The organism is Pyxidicoccus xibeiensis (assembly GCF_024198175.1).
Taxonomy (GTDB): domain Bacteria; phylum Myxococcota; class Myxococcia; order Myxococcales; family Myxococcaceae; genus Myxococcus; species Myxococcus xibeiensis.
Map to the genome: position 1 here is coordinate 1 of NZ_JAJVKV010000042.1, position 2,991 is coordinate 2,991.

A 2,991-nucleotide genomic window follows, 5' to 3' on the forward strand; every position below is an offset into this window, starting at 1 on the left:
GAGGGCAACCAGGCGATGACGGTGGGCAAGAACATCACCGTGCTGGTGGCGCAGGGGACCATGGAGAGCGTGGGCGCGGCGAAGGCGACCACCATCGGCGGCGGCTACAGCGTCAACGTGGCCCTGGCCTACAACGAGGCCACCGGGGCTGCACGTGCGCTGACGGTAGGTGGTGCGTACTGGGTGGCAGTGGCCGGGTCGGGGCAGGAGTCCGTGGTCGGAGACGCGAGTATCAAGACTGGGGGCAATTCATGGGTCGATGGCGAAGGCTCCGCCTCACTCGTCACCGGCAAGGACGTCAAAGTGGAAGTGGGGGCGAAGTCCTATGAAGTCGTCGACGGCAACGCCGCTTTGATGGCGAAGACCTTCGACCTGAAGGCCGACAAGTTCACGATTGCCGTGAATGGCAGAGTGGCCATCCAGATTGAGAAGTCAGGCAGGGTCCGGTTCTTTGGGAAGACCATCACTCTTGATGACAGTCGATAGGTATCTACTCGCGTTCTGTTCAGTCTGACGGCACATCCATTTCAGGAGAGCTCCATGGCGAAACTGAAGGCAGGCAAGGTCCTGAAGATACAGGGTGGAGGAGACTTGCCCTTTGCCAGTCCAGTGGCCGAGGAGAAGTGCCCGCCAGGAGAACACGCCGAGCGCATTTATTTCCCTGAAGTTGCCCCTGACGAAGCGCACCCACTGAGGCGGGTGGAAAAGATGAAGGAGGCAGGTAATGACCCATTCGAAGTTGCTGCTGTCGAGCACAACATCGCGGCGGGCCATATTACCCATGGCAGGCAGATTTCCCGCGGTGTGACGCCCAGGGAGAAGGCTGCCAAGATGAAGGGGGATTCTCACTATGTTCGGGCGGTTTGTATCAAGTGCGGGGCGTCGCGAGAGCTTGATCATGCGTCGGCCCGAAACAATTCCACCGAATGCAAGAATCAGGACAGCCCATACGGCTCTGACCAGATGTTGAACAACAAGGCTCTTCTGGAGAGGGGATTCAAGGTCTCCTATAAGGTGCCTGACTCGAAGCGGAACGACAGGAAGCTGGAGACGCTGAGGGATGCTGGATTTGAGATCGTCTTTGTCGGGTTCTGATGAGCTTCGGAGCTTGGGAGGGGTTGCGTGAGTACACCTCGTTGGTTTCAGTTGTCGCCCGTGAAGCAGTCGGTTGGGCAGGCTCTCAGTCAAAGTCGGGCGCTCCGAGAGACGCATCGCTTCAGGCCGCGTGAGTTGTTTCGACTTGTCAGAAATGCCGACTCCGGCGCACTTGAGTCCGAGTGGGGCAGACAACAGCGAGTGAAGAGTGACGAGGAGGCGCTGGAGGCCTCCATCGGCTGGGAGGGGTTTTCGGTGTCTTGCGATGTCCTGTCGATTCGCGCTGATATCTACCTTTGTTTCTGGACGGAGAGCAGAGGGACTTGCCTGGCAGTCGAGACCGATTCGCAGATTCCATTTCTCGAGTCCGGAGGAATGGCTGAAGGGGAATGGCTCGAGCGGTTCATGTGTGACTATGTCGCGGCGTGCGGCGCCTCTGCTTGTGCACACGGCCGGAGTTGGTCGGCTACCTATACGCCATTGGAGCCACAGCAACTCGTTTCGGAACTGCGCGATGGTGCGCTATTCAAGCGCGCGTTGCCAGGGTTCTACATGCTCTCCGAGCAGTTCATGAGTGCAGCCGAGGTTTCGACACTGCTCCAGGAGCATGAGTCATTGCGCTCGGCGCAGTACTTCCTCCTGCGCTACTTCAAGACGGCGACCGGGTATCATGTCTTTTCCTCAATCTGTCAGCGGAGCTGGTGGGAGAGTTGAGCGTCGGCCGTTCCGTGGAGGGTGCTAGAACTACCCCGCATGCACTCCCTCCTCTACGGCGAGCTCGTTCCCTGGTACCTCCTGGTCGATCCGCCTGAGGACCATGAAGACGAGGCCCGATGTTACCAGGCGGCGTTCGAGCGCGTGGTGACTCCGCGGCCGCAGACCCTGCTGGAGCTCGGCGCGGGCGCTGGCAACAACGCGCTCCACCTGAAGCGTCGCTTCACCTGCACCCTCTCGGACCTGTCCGAGGACATGCTGGCGCTGAGCCGCGCGCAGAACCCCGACTGCGAGCACGTCCTCGCGGACCTGCGCACGCTCCGCCTGGGACGCACGTTCGACGTGGTGCTCGTCCACGACGCCATCACGTACATGCTGACCGAGGAGGACCTGCTCGCCGCCGCACGGACGGCCTTCGTCCACACCCGGCCCGGCGGCGCCGCCATCTTCGCGCCGGATTGCTACCGGGAGACCTTCGAGGATGCCTCGGAGATGCTCTCCGCGGACCAGGGCCACCGCGCCGTCCGCGGCCTCATCTGGTCCTGGGACCCGCACCCCGAGGACACCACCACCGTCACCGAGTACGCCTTCCTCCTGCGCGAGGGCGACACCGTCCGGGCCGTCCATGACCGGCACATCGAGGGTCTCTTCCCTCGCGAGACCTGGCGGCGCGTGCTCTCCGAGGCCGGCTTCCGCGTCGACACCCTCCAGCGTCCCATCGACGACGACGGCGCCCTCGACGACGTCTTCCTGTGCCAGCGCCCCTGAGCGTGTGAGGCGGCGCCACACCCACGGGGTTGGGAGACGGACACCGCCCGGCCCCGCGGACCGATGGGCCGCGCCGTGAGCGCCCGGACGCCGCGACGATGCCCCTACACCGTGTCCTCGGGCCCCGAGAGGGTCTTTCCGGGGAGAGCACGTGTCCGCGTACGGCGGGTGTAGTAGGATTTCGCTCTTGTTCCCGGCCCCGGTGAAGGCTCACCGGCGGAAGAGGGGGAGACATGTCCCGACAGAATGCACCCGCGTTTTCCCTGCAGATAGCAGCCCTCGGCCCCGAGGCCTTGGGGGTCTCCGGGCTGTCGGGCACGGAGGGGCTGAGCCGGCTGTACGACTTCCGGGTGGACTTCTTCGCGCTGGACGGGGAGCCGCTGGTGGTGGCGGACCTGGTGGGCCAGGACGCGC

Annotated in this window: 4 protein-coding genes and 1 pseudogene; all 5 read left to right on the forward strand. The window is 63.4% G+C overall.

Features of this window, described 5'->3' with window-relative positions; all coding sequences use genetic code 11:
- Positions 1-486: pseudogene (locus LXT23_RS49425) on the forward strand (type VI secretion system tip protein VgrG); the annotation flags it as partial.
- Positions 487-540: 54 nt separating this feature from the next.
- On the forward strand, positions 541-1,095 hold the full coding sequence (locus tag LXT23_RS49430; protein ID WP_253987547.1) for a hypothetical protein: 555 nt from the start codon (positions 541-543) through the stop codon (positions 1,093-1,095).
- Positions 1,096-1,296: 201 nt separating this feature from the next.
- On the forward strand, positions 1,297-1,809 hold the full coding sequence (locus LXT23_RS49435) for a hypothetical protein (RefSeq protein ID WP_253987548.1): 513 nt from the start codon (positions 1,297-1,299) through the stop codon (positions 1,807-1,809).
- A gap of 39 nt (positions 1,810-1,848) precedes the next feature.
- Entirely contained in the window at positions 1,849-2,577 is a 729-nt protein-coding gene (locus LXT23_RS49440; protein WP_253987549.1) for a class I SAM-dependent methyltransferase, read from the forward strand.
- 233 nt (positions 2,578-2,810) lie between these two features.
- Positions 2,811-2,991, forward strand: a 181-nt coding sequence (locus tag LXT23_RS49445) for a hypothetical protein (protein WP_253987550.1), incomplete at its 3' end; no start/stop codon positions are given.